Source organism: Micromonospora sp. NPDC049060 (assembly GCF_040649055.1).
Taxonomy (GTDB): domain Bacteria; phylum Actinomycetota; class Actinomycetes; order Mycobacteriales; family Micromonosporaceae; genus Micromonospora; species Micromonospora reichwaldensis.
The window spans coordinates 15,809-31,915 of the sequence record NZ_JBEZEV010000034.1 but is presented as its reverse complement, the minus strand read 5'-3'; the positions used below and the strand labels follow the sequence as shown (position 1 = coordinate 31,915).

The 16,107-nt window shown below is 73.8% G+C and carries 16 protein-coding genes; 8 read left to right on the top strand and 8 right to left on the bottom strand.

The window, feature by feature from the left end:
• Positions 1–51: 51 nt before the first annotated feature.
• From AB0B83_RS15010 to AB0B83_RS14990, 5 genes are all read left to right on the top strand, one after another.
• Entirely contained in the window at positions 52–861 is an 810-nt protein-coding gene (locus tag AB0B83_RS15010) for a metal-dependent hydrolase (protein ID WP_311412960.1), read from the top strand.
• 118 nt (positions 862–979) lie between these two features.
• A complete protein-coding gene (locus AB0B83_RS15005) occupies positions 980–1,444 on the top strand; it encodes a hypothetical protein (protein WP_357578676.1) in 465 nt (154 codons plus the stop codon).
• Positions 1,445–1,576: 132 nt separating this feature from the next.
• The gene (locus tag AB0B83_RS15000) at positions 1,577–1,741 is read left to right on the top strand and encodes a hypothetical protein (RefSeq protein WP_357578675.1); all 165 of its coding nucleotides are present in this window, start codon (positions 1,577–1,579) and stop codon (positions 1,739–1,741) included.
• A gap of 452 nt (positions 1,742–2,193) precedes the next feature.
• A complete protein-coding gene (locus AB0B83_RS14995; RefSeq protein ID WP_357578674.1) occupies positions 2,194–2,778 on the top strand; it encodes an N-acetylmuramoyl-L-alanine amidase in 585 nt (194 codons plus the stop codon).
• A 48-nt stretch (positions 2,779–2,826) separates the two neighbouring features.
• Positions 2,827–3,399, top strand: coding sequence for a GNAT family protein (locus AB0B83_RS14990; protein WP_357578673.1), 573 nt, complete (start codon positions 2,827–2,829; stop codon positions 3,397–3,399).
• A gap of 8 nt (positions 3,400–3,407) precedes the next feature.
• On the opposite strand, the gene AB0B83_RS14985 is transcribed toward AB0B83_RS14990, so the two are convergent.
• Together AB0B83_RS14985 and AB0B83_RS14980 are read right to left on the bottom strand one after the other, a co-directional pair.
• Positions 3,408–4,001, bottom strand: a complete 594-nt coding sequence (locus AB0B83_RS14985) for a nucleotidyltransferase family protein (RefSeq protein WP_357578672.1) — start codon at positions 3,999–4,001, stop codon at positions 3,408–3,410.
• Between the two features lie 230 nt (positions 4,002–4,231).
• A complete protein-coding gene (locus tag AB0B83_RS14980; protein ID WP_357578671.1) occupies positions 4,232–5,044 on the bottom strand; it encodes an NAD(P)H-binding protein in 813 nt (270 codons plus the stop codon).
• An 81-nt stretch (positions 5,045–5,125) separates the two neighbouring features.
• Here AB0B83_RS14980 and AB0B83_RS14975 point away from each other — a divergent pair, with 81 nt between their 5' ends.
• Positions 5,126–5,539, top strand: coding sequence for a helix-turn-helix domain-containing protein (locus tag AB0B83_RS14975; RefSeq protein WP_088999458.1), 414 nt, complete (start codon positions 5,126–5,128; stop codon positions 5,537–5,539).
• Positions 5,540–5,555: 16 nt separating this feature from the next.
• Here the strand turns inward: AB0B83_RS14975 and AB0B83_RS14970 are convergent, their stop codons facing one another.
• Complete coding sequence (locus AB0B83_RS14970; RefSeq protein ID WP_357578670.1) at positions 5,556–7,259, bottom strand: bifunctional 3'-5' exonuclease/DNA polymerase; 1,704 nt, start codon at positions 7,257–7,259, stop codon at positions 5,556–5,558.
• Between the two features lie 123 nt (positions 7,260–7,382).
• On the opposite strand from AB0B83_RS14970, the gene AB0B83_RS14965 reads away from it, so the two are divergent.
• Together AB0B83_RS14965 and AB0B83_RS14960 are read left to right on the top strand one after the other, a co-directional pair.
• The gene (locus AB0B83_RS14965) at positions 7,383–9,260 is read left to right on the top strand and encodes an ABC transporter ATP-binding protein (protein WP_357578669.1); all 1,878 of its coding nucleotides are present in this window, start codon (positions 7,383–7,385) and stop codon (positions 9,258–9,260) included.
• The gene (locus AB0B83_RS14960) at positions 9,257–10,987 is read left to right on the top strand and encodes an ABC transporter ATP-binding protein (RefSeq protein WP_357578668.1); all 1,731 of its coding nucleotides are present in this window, start codon (positions 9,257–9,259) and stop codon (positions 10,985–10,987) included. Before AB0B83_RS14965 ends, AB0B83_RS14960 begins: the two co-directional genes overlap by 4 nt.
• 11 nt (positions 10,988–10,998) lie before the next feature.
• Here AB0B83_RS14960 and AB0B83_RS14955 read toward each other — a convergent pair whose 3' ends face one another.
• From AB0B83_RS14955 to AB0B83_RS14935, 5 genes are read right to left on the bottom strand one after another with little or no spacing between them, the layout of a single operon-like run.
• Complete coding sequence (locus AB0B83_RS14955) at positions 10,999–11,928, bottom strand: carbohydrate ABC transporter permease (RefSeq protein ID WP_132238816.1); 930 nt, start codon at positions 11,926–11,928, stop codon at positions 10,999–11,001.
• The gene (locus AB0B83_RS14950; protein WP_357578667.1) at positions 11,928–12,836 is read right to left on the bottom strand and encodes a sugar ABC transporter permease; all 909 of its coding nucleotides are present in this window, start codon (positions 12,834–12,836) and stop codon (positions 11,928–11,930) included. The genes AB0B83_RS14955 and AB0B83_RS14950 overlap by 1 nt, the downstream gene beginning before the upstream one ends.
• Positions 12,837–12,852: 16 nt before the next feature.
• Positions 12,853–14,289, bottom strand: a complete 1,437-nt coding sequence (ngcE, locus tag AB0B83_RS14945) for an N-acetylglucosamine/diacetylchitobiose ABC transporter substrate-binding protein (protein WP_357578666.1) — start codon at positions 14,287–14,289, stop codon at positions 12,853–12,855.
• Between the two features lie 25 nt (positions 14,290–14,314).
• Complete coding sequence (locus AB0B83_RS14940; RefSeq protein WP_357578665.1) at positions 14,315–15,064, bottom strand: SIS domain-containing protein; 750 nt, start codon at positions 15,062–15,064, stop codon at positions 14,315–14,317.
• Positions 15,061–16,023 (bottom strand): MurR/RpiR family transcriptional regulator, encoded by a 963-nt coding sequence (locus AB0B83_RS14935; RefSeq protein ID WP_357578664.1) that lies wholly within the window; start codon positions 16,021–16,023, stop codon positions 15,061–15,063. Before AB0B83_RS14935 ends, AB0B83_RS14940 begins: the two co-directional genes overlap by 4 nt.
• Positions 16,024–16,107: the final 84 nt, after the last annotated feature.

Sequence of the window (16,107 nt, the reverse complement as noted above, 5' to 3'; positions counted from 1 at the left end):
CTACAGTGGCGTAGTTTTGGCGCTCAAGATCCCTGGGGAGGGTGAGCCGACATGATGGGACCGTCCCACGCGCTGTCCGGCGCGGCGGTGTGGCTGGCCGGATCCTGGGCGCTGCAACAGTTCGCCGACTACCACCAGTCGCCGCTGGAGCTCGCCGTCGGCACGGCCGTCTGCGCCGGTGGCGCGCTCTTCCCCGACCTCGACCTCTCCGGCAAGGTGACCCGCAACCAGGGCGGGGCGACGGTCGCCCGCACCTTCGGCGTGTTCTCGCTCTTCATCGCCGAGGTGATGGAGAAGGTCTCGCTCGGGGTCTACTACGCGACGAAGCTCAGCAAGGATCCGCGCCGCAACAACGGCCACCGCACCCTGACCCACACCATCCCGTTCACCCTGCTGGTCGGCTGGGGCACCACCACGCTCTGCGCCGCGTACGGCAAGTGGGCCGTCATCGGCATCCTGTTCTTCATGTTCGGGCTGGCGCTGCGCGGCCTGTTCGACAAGTGGGCGGAGCGCGCCGGCTGGGTCATCGTCACCCTCGCGTCGGCCGCCGCCGCCTGGTACACCTTCGCCAACCTGCCCGGCGGCCGAGGCTACCCGCTGATCGGCACCGCCGTCGGGGTCGGCTGCTTCGTGCACATCCTCGGCGACATGATCACCCGGGCCGGGGTGCCCATCCTCTGGCCCATCCCGATCAAGCGTCGGATGTGGACGCCGATCGGCCTGCCGAACAAGATCGCCCTGCGGGCCGGCAGCAAGACCGAGGTGGTGGTCGTCCGGGCCGTACTGACCGCGATCTCGGTGCTCGCGGCGGCCGGGCTGGTCGCCCCGTCGGTGCTGCAACGCTTCAACATCGACGTCTGACGGCCGGCCCGCGCCCGGCCAGTCCCACGCCTCGGCGGCCCAGCGGGCCAGCAGCTCCAGCACGGGCCGGCGGCCCGCCATCATCTCCGCCTCGTCGCGGGCGTCGTAGGTGCCGCTGATGGCGGAGCGGCCCAGCCGGCCGAGCATCATCGGCGCCAGCCAGAAGTACTTGGCCGCCCCGGTCAGCCGGACGGCACGGGCCACCTCCCCCGGCGCGACGGCACCGCGCAGCCCCTCGGCGTACCGGTCCGGCACGGTGGCGGCCACCTCGTCGAGCAGCGCGACGTCGACAAGCCCGTCGAGGAAGGTGTCCAGCACCAGGTTGGCCGCGTCCTCGCCGACCGGCCCGGGGCCGACGCCGGACCAGTCCAGCAGCACCGGACCGTCGGCGGCGAACACGAGGTTCATCGGCCAGCAGTCGTGGTGGCAGAGCGTACGCGGCAGCCGGTCGGTGGCGGCCAGCACGTCGTGCCGCCGTTCCCACAGCACCCGCAGCGCGTCGCGCAGGGGGCGCGGCCAGGCGGCGACGGCGACCGGGTGCTCCCACGGCACCGGCGCGGCCACCGGGCGGCTCAGCGTGTAGTCGCGCAGCCAGTCGCGCGCCAGCCAGCCCGGCGGGCGACCGCCGGCCGCGAGTTCCCGCGCCTCAGGGTCGCCGAGCCAGCGGGCGTGTCCGGCGCCGAGCCGGACGGCCGCCTCGCCGAGGTCGACGGGCGTGCAGGCGACGCCCGGCCGACCGGCGACCTCGGGCAGCCACAGCGCGACCGAGCCGTCCGGCCGGTCGTCGACCGCCAGCGCCGTCGGCGCGGCCAGCCCGGCGTCGGCGTACGCGGCGGCGGCCAGCCCGCTGCGGTACGCCTCGACCTCGCGGCGCCAGTAGTTCCAGTGCCCCGGCTCGGCGCTGCCGGCCCAGTGCGCCGGGCCGGGGCGGCCGGGCGGGGTGAGGAGTTTCAGCACGGCCGACCGCCCGTCCCGGCGGGTGCGCCAGATGCCGTGGGTCACCCCGTTGAGCACGTTGTGGGTGAGCTGCCCGGCCGGCACGTCGGCGGGGACGAGGTCGGTCGGCGGGCGGGACGTGGTCACGGGGCCTCCAGCGCCAGGTAGCCGGCCAGTCCCTCGGCGACGCACACCAGCCAGGCGGCGACCGCCCCGACGACGTGCCGGGTCGACGTTCCGATCGTCAGCGGGCGTCCCCGCCGTCAGCGACCTGCCCCGGGCGGCGCACGACCAGTCGGCCGAATCGCCGGCAACGGGACTGGGGACGACGATACGTTCGGGTTGTCGAGCCCTCTGCCGGCCATCCGCACCGGCGTCCGTCGAAAGGAGCATTCGATGGCCCTCTGGGAGGATCTCGCGAGCTGGCGCGGCCCCACCGCCAACCGGGTCCCGAACGGCATGGTGGAGGTTCGCGGCCTGGTGGTACACATCGCCGACGGCACCTATGAGGGCACCATCAGCCACCAGCGGAACCCGGACACCGAAAACTCCTCGCACTTCATCGTCAGTCGTGAGGGTGACATCGCGCAGCTGGTCGACACGGCGGACAAGGCCTGGACCCAGCGAGCCGGCAACGGGCACTGGCTCTCGGTGGAGTGCTCCGGGTTCAGCGTCGGCAGCCCGCACCACGCCAGCCATCCCGGCTGGGAGAGGCTTACCGACAAGCAGATCGCCGCCCTCGGCCGGATCTTCGCCAGGGTGCACGAGGAGTGCGGCGTCCCGCTCGCCCTGACGGCCGACCCGTCGGGCACAGGCCTCGGCCACCACAGCATGGGAGGCAAGGCCTGGGGGCACGACAAGTGCCCCGGCCCGCCGATCATCGCGCAGAAGCCGGACATCCTGGCCGTCGCCCGGCAGATCGCCCGTCCGTCCGGGCCCACGCCCTCACCGGGCCTCGTCGTACGGCGCGCCGCACCCTGAGCCGGCACGGGGCAGCGGGCGGCCCGGCCCGTCACTACGGTGCGGAGGATGGACAGTTCCCATCCGCTGGTGGCCGGCATCGTGCACCAGGCGCCCGGCTCGACCGTGCGGCTGCGCCCGGTGGCCGAGGACGATCTGGCGATGTTGCGCCGGTTCGCAGTCGAACCGGGGCTGATCGGGCTCGACTGGGCCGGCTTCCGGGACGCCGCCGCGCCGGCCCGCCGCTTCGCCGAGGACGGCTATCTCGGCGAGCGGACCGGCGGCCTGATCGTGCAGGTCGAGCCGGCGGCGGACGCCCCGGCGGGCTACCTCAGCTATCTCCAGGGCCAGTACGGCGGGCGGGCACCGTACTGGGAGATCGGCATCGTGCTGCTGCCCGAGTGGCGCGGCCAGGGCATCGGCTGGCGGGCCCAGGCGCTGCTCTGCGACTACCTGTTCAGCCACACGCCGGCGCAGCGCATCCAGGCCAGCACCCACGCCGAGAACACCGCCGAGCAGCGGTCGCTCGAGAAGGCCGGCTTCCAACTGGAGGGCGTCGTACGGGCCTGCGAGTTCCGGGCCGGCGCCTGGCGTGACGGGTGGCTCTACAGCCGGCTGCGCGACGACCCGTCACCGCTGTGACCGTACGGCTAGGCGCCGATGCGCTGGGGTGGAACGGTCAGCCCGTAGAGCGCCATCAGCTCCGGGGTGTCGACCCGGCTGCCGTCGGCCACCGAGTCGCAGGAGATGTCGACGATCTGGTCCTTGTGCGCGAGCAGGTAGGGCCGGGCGCCCACGTCCGCGCTGGCCAGGGTGGCGATGCCGGACCAGTGCCGGCGTCCGAACAGCATCGGGTAGCCGCGCAGCCCGTCGTAGGTGGCGCAGACCAGCACGTCGGGGTACGGCAGCGCGACGACCCGACGCACGGCGGTGGCGGTCAGGCCGGGCATGTCGACAGGCACCACCACGACCGCCTCGATGCCCTCGTCGTCGAGCGCGGCCAGGCCGGCCCGGATGGACGAGCCGACGCCGGTCCCCCACGCCCGGTTGATCACCACCGTGGCCCGGCTCAGGTCCGCCGTCTCGCGGACCTGGTCGGCCGCGGCGCCGAGCACGACCACGATCCGCTCGCAGCCCGCCTCGGTCATCGTGTCGATCATCCGGTTCACCAGGGGCTTCTCCCCCTGGTGCAGCAGCGCCTCGGGGCCGCCGATGCGACGCCCCCCGCCCGCGGCGATGATCATTCCTGCGATCCGGTTCAGCTGGGCCCCCTCCACCGTGGAGCGGGCCGTGGCGCGAGGGCACGGCCCGCTCCGTCGTACGGACATCGGGAGCAACGAGGAGAAGGCAGACCGGGTAGCGGGGCGAAAAGGGAAAATAGTGCAACCGTTACCGGCCGGGAACCGCACGGCGTCGCCCGTCTCCGGCGCGGCCGGCTCCGCGGCGGGCAGCCCTGCCGAGGCTGTGCGTACGGTCAGGACGGCGCCCCGGCGGCGGCGACCGCGACCGGCATCGGGTCGCGGGGCGGACGCGACAGCAGGCGCGCCAGGTCGCCGTGGGTCCGCGCGAGGAACCCGGCCGCCGTGGCGGAGTAGATCGACATGAGCATGGCCGGCTGGAACGGCAGCAGGCCCGCGCCCGCCAGCGCGGCACGCCGCCCGCCCAGCGACTCCGGGCGGTAGGGCACGCCCAACCCGGCGGCGACGCCGGCCGCGGTGAGCGCGACGGGCCCGGTCAGCTCGTACGTGCGGCCACGGTGGGCGGCGGGATCGGCGGCCACCCGCACGGCGGCGTCGGCCAGGTCCTGTCGGGCCACCGCGGCCAGCGCTCCCGTGCCGAACGGGGCCGTGACCGCGCCGTCGACCGGGGCGGCCAGCTGACCGAACAGCTCGGCGTAGAGGCCGTTGCGCAGGATCGTCCAGTCGAGCCGGCTCTCCCGCAGTCGACGCTCCGTCCACCGGTGCGCGAGCGCGAAGGCCAGGTGGTCGCCGGCGCCGACCAGGCTCGTGTAGACCACGTGCGCCACCCCGTGCCGCTCGGCGGCGGCGATCGCCCGGTCGTGGCGGGCGGTGACGACGTCGTCCTCGCCGTAGCCGGCGGAGACCAGCACCAGCACGCGTACGCCCGTCAGGTCCGGCCCCGCCGGGTCGTCGAAGTCCACGCTCCGCCCGGCGTCGCCGAAGCGACCGGGCGTACGGGTGCCGGCGAGCGGGGCGAGCCCTCGCTCGACCAGCCCGGCGTGGATGAGGGATCCCAGGTGCCCGGAGGCGCCGGTGACCAGCAGCATGTGGCGAGCCTTTCGGTGGTACCGAATCGGAACTAGCCTCATCGTCGGGAACCACGGACGCGGCCACAAGGAGGCACTTCGATGTCGGCAGGGCACACGGCGGTAACCGACGCGCTGGCACCCTGCGGCCTGCCCGAGCACCCCGACTGCGGCATCCGCGACGTGCTCGACCGCATCGGCGACAAGTGGTCGGTGCTCGCGATCGTCGAGCTCTCCTCGGGCGTCCGCCGGTTCCGGGAGCTGCAACGGGCCATCCACGGCATCTCGCAGCGGATGCTGACCCTGACCCTGCGCCGGCTGGAACGCGACGGGCTGGTGCTGCGCACCGCGTACCCGACCGTCCCGGTTACCGTCACCTACGAGCTGACCGAGCGCGGCAGGAGCCTCACGCACCTGGTCAGGCAGTTGGCCGACTGGTCACTCGCGCACAAGGACGCCATCGCGCAGTCGAGGCACGCGTGGGACGCCGCGAACCCCGGCTCCGGCGTCTCCTGACCCGGAACGGGAGCCGTCAGGTCGCGTCGGCGTAGCAGTCGACGACGGACAGATCCAGCGGGAAGCGGACCGGGGTGTCGCCGAAGAGCAGCGCCGTGGCCTGCTCCCCGCACCGGGCGACCGCGTCGGCGACCGCGTCGGCCCGCTCCGCCGGGCAGTGCACGATCACCTCGTCGTGCTGGAAGAAGACCAGCTCGCCGCCGGTGGCGGCGAGCCGGCCGCGCAGCGTCGCCAGCAGGGTCGAGGCCCATTCGGCGGCGGTGGCCTGGATGACGAAGTTGCGGGTGAACCGCCCCCGGGACCGGGCCGCCCGCGCCCGCGGCGACTGCGGATCGTCGCCGCCGTCGGGCACGTCGGCGTCGGGGTCGCCGAACCCGGCCGTGCCCGGCGGGCAGGTGCGCCCCAGCCAGGAGCGCACCAGCCCGCCGGCCTCTCCCGTGCGGGCCGCCGCCTCCACATAGTTGAAGGCCGTCGGGTAGCTGCGCCGCAGCACCGCCAGCGCCGGCACCGCCGCCCCGCCCGTCTGCCCGTACATCGCGCCGAGCAGCGCCACCTTGGCCCGGGGCCGGTCGCCGCCGAAGGCGTCCTGGGCGAGGGCGGCGTAGAGGTCGCCGGCACCACCGGCGGCGGCGAGCCGGGCGTCGCCGGAGACCGCGGCGAGCACCCTCGGCTCCAGCTGGCCGGCGTCGGCCACCACGAACCGCCAGCCCGGATCGGCCACCACCGCCCGCCGGATCACCTTGGGGATCTGCAACGCGCCGCCGCCCCGGGTGGCCCAGCGGCCGGAGACGACCCCGCCCGGGACGTACTCCGGCTGGAATCGGCCGTCGCGCACCCAGGCGTCCCGCCAGGCCCAGCCGTGCGCCGTCCAGATCCGGTAGAGCTCCTTGTATTCCAGGACCAGCGGCACCGCCGGGTGGTCCACCCCGCGCAGCACCCAGGCCCGGGTGTTGGGCAGCTCCACCCCGGCCCGGGCGAACGCCCGCAACAGCTCCGCCGGGGAGTCGGCGTGCAGCTGGCGTACGCCGAACGCGTCGGCGATCCGCGCGGCCAGTTCGGCCAGCCGGCGGGGCGGGCCGCCCACCGGCGACGGCTCACCGAGCAGCTCCGCGAGGAGCCGGTCGTGCACGTCGGCCCGCCAGGGCAGCCCGGCGGCCCCCATCTCCACGGCTATCAGCGCGCCGGCCGACTCGGCGGCGACCAGCAGCCGGAACCGGCCGGGATGCCCGGTGGCGGCGATCCGGGCGAGCTGGTCGGCGTACACCCGGGTCAGTGCCTCGACGCCGGGGCCCGGCGGGCCGGGCAGGGCGTCGAAGAGCGCGCCCTGCCCGTGGCCGGGTGGCGCGGCCGGGCGGGGCGGCGGGTCGGCCGGCACCGGCGCGCCGGTCAGCCGGGCCCAGGCCGCCGCGAACGATCGGGGCTCGCCCCAGCGGCCGGCGTGGCCGAGCAGCAGGGCCTCGGTCAGCTCGACGTCGTGGCAGCGGTCGACCCGCACCCCGGCGCGCAGCAGCGCCGGGTAGACGGTCGCGCCGGAGGCCCACACCCAGCGCGGCCGGTCCGCCGCCTCGCGCGCCGCGACGGCGGCGGCCAGGTCGGTGACCGGCTGCACCGGGCCGACGGGCTGCCCCGCGGCGTCGAGGGGTTGCAGCGCTCCCCCGCCCCGCTCGTCCGAGGCAACCGTCACCAGCACGGATGCGATTCTGCCTCGCCCCTGCGACACTCCGCCCACCAACCACCCCGGCGACGACACGTCGGCGGGCAGGACGCCGGCGACGGAACGTCGGCGGGCGGCACGCCGGAAACGGGGCGGTGCGGCGGTGCCGCGGCTCGGTAGCGTGGGCCGGTGTCACCACGGATCCCCCATCCCGAGCCCGGCACTCCGGACCTCCGGGGCCCGTTGCGGTACCTGTGGTGGCTGGTCCGCTGCCAGCCGTGGCGGGTGCTGCGCGGCAGCCTGTTCGGCGCGGCCTGGATGACCGGCCTGGCGGTCCGGCCCTACCTGATCTCCCGCGCCGTGGACGACGGGCTGCGGGCCGGCGACAACCGGGCCCTGGCCCTGTGGGTGGCGGCGATCGTCGTCGCCGGCGTCGCGCTGTCCTGGCTGGGCATCATGCGGCACCGCACGATGACCTTCATCCGGGAGGACGCGAAGGCGCGCTCCGCCGCCGTGGTGCTCCGCCAGCTGTCCCGGGTCGGCGCCGTGCTGCCACGCCGGGCCGCGGCGGGCGAGGTGGCCACGGTCGGCGGCACCGACATCGACCGGGCGGCGCAGGTGATGACGGTGACCGGGCCCGGCGTCGGGGCGGTGGTCGCATACCTGGTCGTCGCCGTCGTGCTCTGGTCGATCTCGCCCCTGCTCGCGCTCTGCGTGCTGGTGGGCGTGCCGTCGGTCGTCCTGGTCGTCGCTCCCCTGCTGCGCCGGCTGGAGCGGGCGGAGTCGGTCTACCGGCAGCAGCAGGGCGAGCTGACCGCCCGGTCGGGCGACATCGTGGCCGGGCTGCGGGTGCTCGCCGGGGTGGGTGGCCGGGGCCTGTTCGCCCGCCGGTACGCGGCCTGCTCCCGCGACCTGCTCGTCGAGGGATACCGGGTGGGCTCCGTGAACAGCTGGATCGACGCGGCGACGGTGGCCGTCCCCGGGCTGTTCCTCGCGGCGGTGGTGTGGCTGTCGGCCCGGATGGCCGTCACCGGCGACATCAGCGTCGGGGAACTGGTCGCCGTCTACGGCTACGTCGCGACCCTCGTCGTGCCGGTCTGGTTCCTGCTGGAGGGCGGCCACCAGCTGATCCGGGGCCGGGTCGCGGCCCGCCGGATCGTCGCCCTGCTCGCCGTCGAGCCGGACGGCGTCGGCGGGCCGCGCGACACGCTGGCCGGTGCCCGCGCGGCGACGGTTCCCGGCAGCCGCCAGCCGGCCCGCCCCGCCACCCCCGTCGCGGCCCCCGCCGGCCCTGTCAGCCCTGCCCTGACCCCCGCTGGCCCCGCCAGTCCTGCCTCGACCCCCGCCACCCCGGTCGCGGCTCCCGGCGGTCCCGCCGACCTGCACGACCGGTCGAGCGGGCTGACCGTCCGGGCCGGCCGCCTCACCGCGGTGGCCGCCGCCGACCCGGCGGACGCCCTCGCGCTGGCCGACCGGCTCGGCCGGTACGCCGTCAGCGACGCCACCTGGGGCGGCGTGCCGCTGACCGCCGTCGAACTCGACCAGGTGCGGGCCCGCATCCTGGTCGCCGACCACGACGCCCACCTGTTCGCCGGGACGCTGCGGGAGGTGCTGCGCGGGGCCCGGCCCGACGGTGACCGGGAGCGGATCACCTCCGCCCTGCACGCCGCGTCGGCCGAGGACGTCGTCGAGGCCCTGCCGGACGGGCTCGACACCCCGCTGGACACCCGCGCCCGATCCCTCTCCGGCGGCCAGCGGCAACGGGTCCGGTTGGCCCGGGCGCTGCTCGCCGAACCGGAGGTGCTGATCCTCGTCGAGCCGACCTCGGCGGTCGACGCGCACACCGAGGCGCGGATCGCCGAGCGGCTGCGCCGCGCGCGGGCCGGACGGACCACCGTCGTGCTCACCACCTCGCCGCTGCTGCTGGGACGGGCCGACGAGGTCGCGCACCTGGTCGCGGGGCGGGTCGCCGCCACCGGCGCGCACGCCGACCTGCTCGACCGGGACCCGGGCTACCGGCGGCTCGTGGCCCGTGGCGACGCCGACGCCGAGCAGGCGCTGCGGTGAGCGGGCTGCCGGTCGCCGACCGGTCCACCGTCCGCCGGGCGACCCGGGGCCTGATCGCCCGGGACCGGCGCGCGGTCGGAGTCGTGCTGGCGCTGCACGCCGCCGCCACGGTCGCCGGGCTCGCCCCGCCGTGGCTGCTCGGCACCATCGTCGACCGGGTGCCCGCGGGGGCCGGCGTCGCCACCGTCGACCGGTTCGCCCTGGCGATCGGCGGGGCCGTGCTGGTGCAGACGTTGCTGTCGCGCTACGCGCAGTACGCCGGCCATCGCTTCGGCGAGCGGGCCGTGGCCCGGCTGCGCGAGGAGTTCGTCGAGCGGACGCTGAACCTGCCCGTCGGCGTCGTCGAGCGCGCCGGCGCCGGGGACCTGGCCACCCGCAGCTCGGTCGACGTGGCCACCGTCGGCACCACGGTCCGGGACGTGGTGCCCATCATCGTCATCGCCTCGGTGCAGCTGGCGCTGCTGTTCGGGGCGGTGTTCCTGCTGCACCCGCTGCTCGGGCTGACCGCGCTGGCCGGGCTGCCGACGATCGCCCTGGTGACCCGGTGGTACCTGCGGCGCGCCGGCCCGGCGTACCTGGCCGAGGGGGCGGTCGCCGCCGAGCTGACCGAGACGCTGACGAGCACCGCCGAGGGCGCCCGTACGGTCGAGGCGCTGCGCCTCGCCGACGAACGGATCGGGCACGGCACCGCGCGGATAGCCGGGGTCTGGGCCGCCCGGCGGAAGACCCTGGCGCTGCGCACGGTGTTCTTCAGCGTGGTGGAGGCCAGCCACCCGCTGCCCGTCGCCGCGCTGCTGCTGGTCGGTGGCCTCCTGCTCGCGCGGGGTGAGGTGTCCCTCGGCGCGGTGGTCGCCGCCGCGCTCTACCTGCAACAGGCGATCGACCCGCTGGACCGGATGCTCATGTGGACCGAGCAGGCACAGCGCGGCCTCGCCTCGTTCGCCCGGGTGCTCGGCGTCGGTCAGGTGCCGCCGGAGCGGCCCGGCCGGGCCGCCGCGCCGGTGGACGAGCGGCTGGTCGTCCGGGGCGCCCGGTTCGCGTACGGCGGCGGACCCGACGTGCTGCACGGCATCGACCTCGAGGTGCGGCCCGGCGAGCGGTTGGCGCTCGTCGGGCCGTCGGGGGCCGGGAAGTCCACCCTGACGCGGCTGCTCGCCGGGATCGACGCGCCCCGGGAGGGGGTCGTCAGCGTCGGCGGCTGCCCGGTCACCGACCTGGACCCGGCCGAGCGCCGGCGGCGCATCGCCCTGGTCACCCAGGAACACCACGTGTTCATCGGCTCGCTACGCGACAACCTCGCGTTCGCCGCCCCGGACGCCTCCGACGACCGGATGCGCGCGGCGCTGGCCACGGTCGGCGCCGACTGGCACGCCCGCCTGCCCGACGGCCTCGACACCCTGCTGGGCGACGGGGCGCACCAGCTCGGCGCCGCCGAGGCCCAGCAGCTCGCGCTGGCCCGGCTGGTGCTCGCCGATCCGCACACGCTGATCCTCGACGAGGCGACCGCCGCTCTCGACCCGACGACCGCCCGGCGCACCGAGCGGGCCCTGGCCGCCCTGCTCACCGGGCGGACCGTCATCGCGATCGCGCACCGCCTCAACACCGCCCACGACGCCGACCGGGTGGCCGTGCTGGAGGGCGGGCGGATCACCGAGCTCGGCAGTCACGACGAGCTGGTCCGGGCCGACGGCCCGTACGCCGCCCTGTGGCGCTCCTGGCACCCCTGAGGCGCCCGGGTCTACTTCACCGCGCCGGAGGTGAGACCCGACTGGATCTGCCGCTGGAAGATCGCGTACACGACGATCATCGGGAGGATGGCGATGGTGAGGGCGGCGAAGAGGCCGGACCAGTCGGCCTCGTAGCCGGCGTTGACCGAGATGTCGGCGATGCCCTGGGTGAGCACCCACTTGTCCTTGGCATTGGAGAGCAGCACCAGCGGTAGCTGGTACTGCCCCCACTGGCCGATGATGTTGAAGATCCCGACGCTGATCAGGCCCGGCTTCGCCATCGGCAGCATCACCTGGAAGAACAGCCGGGTGTGCGAGCAGCCGTCGATCATCCCGGCCTCGGCCACCGACGACGGCAGCGTCTTGAAGAACGCAGCCAGGAAGAACACCGTGAACGGCAGCGAGTAGGCGATGTAGACCAGCACCACGCCGGTGTGGGTGTCCAGCAGCCCCAGGTTGCGCACGACGAAGAAGAGCGGCACGAGGGCGAGGAACACCGGGAACGCGAGCCCTGAGACGAACAGGTAGTAGATCGCCCGGTTGCCCCAGAACTTGTAGCGCGCCAGCACGTACGCGGCCATCGAGCCGAAGAGCATCGTGCCGAAGGTGCTGCACGCCACCACGATCACGCTGTTGATGAAGTAGCGCCCGACGTTCGCCTTGTTCCACGCCCGGGCGTAGTTCTCGAAACGCAGCTCGGCCGGCAGGGTCCACGGGCTGCTGAAGATCTCCGTGGTGTTCTTGAAGGAGGCGAGGAAGGTCCAGAGGATCGGCACGATCACGATGACCGCCCACACGGCGAGCGCCACGTGCCCGAGGTTGGCGAAGAGCCGTACCTCCGAGCGCCTGCCTCTGCCTCCGCGCCCGCCCGCGGCGCCCGGCTTCACGGTCTTCGGCGGTAGCGCCGCCGGTGTCGGCGGCAGCGTCGTCTGCGGGTTCATCAGTACTCCACGCTTTCCCGCTTGGTCAGCCGCAGCGTCAGCGCCGCGAACGTGAGGGTGAGGAAGAACAGCGCCACGCCCATGGCGGAGGCGTAGCCGTACTTCGAGTAGACGAAGGCGTTGCGGTAGATCTCCATGGCCAGGACGGTCGTCGCGCCGTCCGGGCCGCCGCCGTCCACCGAGAGCACCGAGACGATGGCGAACGCGTCGAAGGCGGCGATGCCCAGGTAGACCCAGGCCACCTGGAGGGTGTCCCAGAGCAGCGGCAGGGTGACCCGGAAGAAGAGCGTCACCCGGCTCGCCCCGTCCATCTCGGCGGCCTCGTAGATCTCGCCGGGGATGGAGGCCATGCCCGCCGAGAAGAGCACCACGTAGAAGCCGACCGCCTGCCAGACCAGCACGGCGATGATCGACCAGAGCGCCAGGTTCGGCCGGACCAGGAAGAGCACCGGGTCGAAGCCGAGCTTCATCAGCACGCCGTTGATCAGGCCGGACTCGTTGGGCCGGTAGACCGTCTGGAACAGCACCGCGATGATGGCCACCGCCAGGACCTGGGGGAAGAAGAACACCACCCGGTAGAACTTCGACCCCCAGACCCCCTGGCGTTGCCCGCCGCTGCTCTTTCCGCCCACGTTGAGCAGGAAGGAGAAGAACAGCGCGATGGCGATGGTGATCAGCGGCAGGGCAAGCAGCAGTACGCCGTGGTGCTGGACGGCCTTCCAGAAGTTGGCGTCGTCGAACAACCTCCGGTAGTTGTCGAAGCCCACCCACTGCGGGGCGGAGAGCCCCCGCCAGTTGGTCATCGAGATCTGGAACGCCTGCGCGTACGGCGCGATGACGAAGACGACGTACAGCGTGACGGGAACGAAGAGGAACCCGATCACGAACGGATACTTGCCGTGCCGCATGACCCCCACGCCCCGATCAGCGCTTGAACTTGGTGATGGAACTGTCCTTCTTGATCGCGTCGGCACGCTTCTGGATGCGCTCCACGAAGGCGTCCGCCTTGATCCGGCCGAACATCAGCTCGTTGGTGGCCGTGCGGACCTCCGTGTCGAGCTCCTTGTACCAGCCGTCGAAGTAGATGTTGAACACGTCCTGGCCGGCGGCCTTGAGCGCGGCCTGCGAGCTGGCCACGCCGGGCGGGAAGGCGAAGCCCTCCGAGCCGGCGGTGACCACGGTCGGGGCCTTGACCGTCTCGGTGAAGCCCTTCGCGCCGGCCACCGAGAGCATCTGGCGCATGTACTCCAGGCCGCCCTTGGGGTTCTTGCTCTTGGCCGAGACGAAGTAGCCCTCACCGGCGGTCGCCCGCAGCGCCGTCGCCGGCAGCTTGTCCGAGGCGGACAGGCTCGGCACCGGCATCAGCTGGTAGTCGAAGCCGGACGGGGTGTCCTTCTTCTGCTCGCCCTCCAGCCAGTCGCCGCTGGGGTAGAACGCCAGCTTGTACTGGTTCTGCCGCAGCTGCACGTCGGTGTGCTTGAGCCCCTCGAAGCTCTTGTCGACGTACTTGGCGCCGATCTCGGCCCACGCCGCGGCGGCCTGCTTGACCGCGTCCTGCTGCCAGGCGCCGTCCTCCAGGTTGTCGATGTTCTTCAGGACGTCGGTGCCGCCGATCTTCGCCGCGTGGGTGAGGATCACGTTCCACTGGTAGTACGCGGCGTTCGCCCCGGCGTAGCCGTACGGGGTGATGCCCTTGGCCTTGATCTTGTCGAGCAGGGCGGTGAACTCGGACCAGTCCTTCGCCGGCGCCCAGCCGTTGTCCTTGAACAGCTTGCCCGAGTACCAGATGCCGAAGACGGTTGAGACGTAGTACAGGACGTACGGCTTGCCGTTGAAGGACCCGACGTCGACGGTGCCCGGCACCACGGTGTCGCGGACCTTCTTGTTCGGGTCGTCGACCGAAGGGGCGTCCCACAGCTCGGTGAGGTCCTGGAGCTGGCCGTCGGCGACCAGGGCGCCGAAGTCCATCATCTTCTCGCCGGAGTTGTTCACGAACTCCGGCGGGTTGCCCGAGGCGAACCGCGGCTGGAGCACCGTGGACACGGCCTGGGTCGACTGGTGCTTGATCTCGGCCTTCGGGAACGCCTTCTTGTACAGCGGCTGGTGCACGTCGGTGGCGTACTTCTCGCCGTAGCCACCGTTGAAGATGACCACCTCGATGGGGGCGTCCTCGGCCACCCCGAGCGGGTTGGTGGCGCTCTTCTTACCGTCCGCGACCTGCTCGTTCTTCTCGTCGCCGCCGCTGGTCGCGCAGGCGCTCAGCAGGCCGGCGGCCGGGGTGGCGAGCAGGCCCACCGCGGCGGCCCGGCGCAGCACGGTCCGGCGGCTCAGGTCGGCCGGGTTGTCGGGGGTAATCGACATCGTCGTCTCTCCTTGTGTGTTCGGGTCAGGCGGTCCGCCGGAGGCGCCCGGCATACCGCGACTCGAGGGCGTGGTTGTGCTCGTCCCCGCCGGGGACGTTGGCGGAGAGGTAGATAGGGGGTACCTCCCCGGCCTGGTGGAACCGTCGTACGACCTCGGCGGTCAGCAGCTGCGCCAGCAGCGCCGCGGTGACCGAGGAGACCGCACAGACCGCGCCGCCGCCCTCGAGCGGCAGCAGTGCGTCGCCGTACGGCGCGCCGTTGTCCAGCACGACGTCGGCGAGGTCGGCGAGGCGCCGGCCGGACGGGTGCCGCGGGGCGACCCGTGCGGTGTGCGCGACCGAGGTGACCGCGATCAGCGGGTGGCCGCGTCCGGTGACCAGCGTCGCCAGCTCGACCACCGAGCCGTTGATGCCGGACTGCGACGCCACCACGAACACGTCCTGCGGCTGCGGGGCAGCCAGCTCGTAGAGCTGGTGGGCGACCGCGGGGTCGCGCTCCAGCTTCGGGTCGGCGAGCACGTCGCGCGGGGCGTCGCCGTGCAGCACCAGGTCGTGCAGGGAGAGCCGGTTGGTGGGCACCAGCCCGCCGGCCCTGGCGACCAGTTCCGCGGCGAACGCCTCGGAGTGGCCGGCACCGAACGCCTGGAGCACCCCGCCGGCGCGCAGGCTGGTGGCGATCAGGTCGGCGGCGGTGCCGATCGCGTCGGCGCTGGCGTCGACGAGCCGGTCGAGCACCGGGCGGACGGCGTCGGCGTACCCCTGGGCGCTGATCATGCGGTGGCCCCCTTCGCGGCCTTGTGCCCGTCGACGGCCTGGGCGGTACGCCGGAAGGCCGCGTGGGCGCGGTCGTGGGTGCGCTGGGCGACGGCGATGTAGAGCAGGTCGAGCACGACCAGCTGCGGGTGCCGGGCGGAGAGCGCGTCGGGGCGGAAGGTGGTGGCCTGGCTGGCGGTGAGCAGCACGATGTCGGCCAGCTCGGCCAGCGGCGAGCGCGGGAACCCGGTCAGCGCCACGGTGGTCGCGCCCCGGCTGCCCGCCTCGGCGAGCATCTCGATGGTCTCCCGGGTCTGGCCGGTGTGCGAGATGCCGAGCGCCACGTCGCCCTGGCGCAGCAGGGCCGCGCTGGCGAGGCCCTCGTGCACGTCGTTCCAGGCCCAGGCCGCCACGCCGATGCGGTGCAGGCTGAACTGCATCTCCTCGCCGACCAGGGCGCTGCCGCTGGCCCCGAAGATGTTCACCCTGGACGCCCCGGCGATGGCGACGGCGGCCCGTTCCACCTCGGCGAGGTCGAGCAGCGCGGCGGTGTCGTGCATGGCGCGGGTGTCGGCCGCCATGATCTGGTCGAGGACCCGGGAGAGGGGGTCGCTGGGCTGGATCTCGCGGCCGATGTCGACGGTCCAGCCCGCCGAGCGGGCCCGGCCGGTCTCCGCGGCGATGCCGAGTCGCAGGTCGGCGTAGCCGTCGAAGCCCATCGCCCGGCAGAACCGGGTGATCGTCGCCGGGGAGGTGCCGCTGCGCTCGGCCAGTTCCACGATTGTCGCCCGGGCGGCGGCCTCCGGGTCGCTGAGCACGTGCTCGGCGACGCGGCGCAGTGCCCCCGTCAGCTCGCCCGCGCCGGCCCGGACCCGCGCCAGCACGCCGTCGGAGGCGACCCCGAGCGCACCCCGCCGGTCGACCGCGCCGGCGTCGACCACCGCGGTCCCCGCGGAGGTCTCCACCTCGTGATCAACCATGGGGCACCTTTCCGAAAAGAGTGTTAACTGTTAGTGGTAAAAGTTCTTACTGAAAGCCCCTCTGTGTCAAGGCCACGGGCGAAG